The 1497-nt window shown below is 59.0% G+C and carries 1 protein-coding gene; it reads left to right on the forward strand.

The features are described 5' to 3' along the window. Positions 1-112: 112 nt before the first annotated feature. Positions 113-1497 (forward strand): IS21 family transposase (gene istA, locus N434_RS25395; RefSeq protein ID WP_110760777.1); only part of this gene is annotated, 1385 nt, incomplete at its 3' end.

The raw sequence follows: 1497 nt of genomic DNA on the forward strand, positions 1-1497 counted from the left end.
TGTTGATTGCCACTGAGAACTGACCCGGCGTGGCGTGATATTTCCATTGAGAATTGACCCATGTTCCAACCTTCCCTCGCATGTTTTCAGCGAGGGCTATGGAGTGATCGACATGGCGTTATTGAGCGTGATCCGACGCTGGCATTTTCGAGAACATTTATCGATCCGGGAGATTTGCCGCAGGACTGGCCTATCCCGGAATACCATCCGCAAATACCTGCGTCTGGACGGCGTGGAGCCGAAGTTCAAGGTCCCGGAGCGGCCGAGCAAGCTCGATCCTTTTGCCGATCGGTTGTCTGCCTGGCTGAAGACCGAATCCAAGAAGAACCGTAAACAGAAGCGGACGATGAAGCAGTTGCATGCCGACCTGATGAACCTTGGCTACGAGGGCTCCTACAATCGGGTGGCCGCATTTGCCCGGGAATGGCGTGATGACCGGCAGAGAGAATTGCAGACGACGGGCCGCGGGACATATGTGCCCCTGGCGTTCGATCCCGGCGAAGCTTTCCAGTTCGATTGGTCGGAGGACTGGGCGATCATCGGCAATGAGCGAACCAAGCTTCAGGTGGCACACACGAAGCTGAGCTACAGCCGCGCCTTCATCGTACGGGCCTATCTCCTACAGACGCACGAGATGCTGTTCGATGCCCACAATCATGCATTCCGCGTGTTCGGAGGCATCCCCGGCCGTGGCATCTACGACAACATGCGCACCGCGATCGACAAGGTCGGCCGCGGCAAAGAGCGTGACGTCAACGTCCGCTTCCAGGCAATGGCCAGCCACTACCTGTTCGAACCCGAGTTCTGCAATCCGGCTTCAGGCTGGGAGAAGGGACAGGTCGAGAAGAACGTGCAGGACGCACGTCATCGTCTATGGCAGCCCACGCCGCGCTTCCCATCGCTGGATGCTCTCAACGACTGGCTCGAGCAGCGCTGCAAGGAGTTCTGGGCACAGACCCCGCACGGGCAAATGCGCGGCACCATCGCCGACATCTGGGCGGAGGAAGTACCCGCGCTCATGCCTATTACCCGGCTGTTCGATGGGTTCGTTGAATACACCAAGCGCGTCTCGCCGACCTGCCTCGTGCATCTGGAACGCAATCGCTATAGCGTCCCGGCGTCCTTCGCCAATCGACCGGTCAGCCTACGGGTCTACCCGGAACGTGTTGTGGTCGCTGCAGAAGGTCAGATCGTTTGCGAGCATCGTCGTGTCATTGATCGATCTCATGATCGGCCGGGACAGACAATTTACGACTGGCGGCACTATCTGGCGGTGGTGCAGCGCAAGCCAGGTGCGCTTCGCAATGGCGCACCATTCGCCGAACTCCCCGAGGCATTCCGTTCCTTACAGCAATACCTGCTGAAGAAGCCGGGCGGCGATCGGGAGATGGTCGATATCCTGGCGCTTGTCCTTCAACACGATGAACAGGCCGTACTGTCGGCGGTCGACATGGCGCTGAAGTCAGGGGTTCCGACCAAGACGCATGTCCTGAACCT

Origin of the sequence: Rhizobium sp. UGM030330-04 (assembly GCF_003208455.1) — a bacterium.
Classification (GTDB): Bacteria; Pseudomonadota; Alphaproteobacteria; order Rhizobiales; family Rhizobiaceae; genus Agrobacterium; species Agrobacterium rhizogenes_A.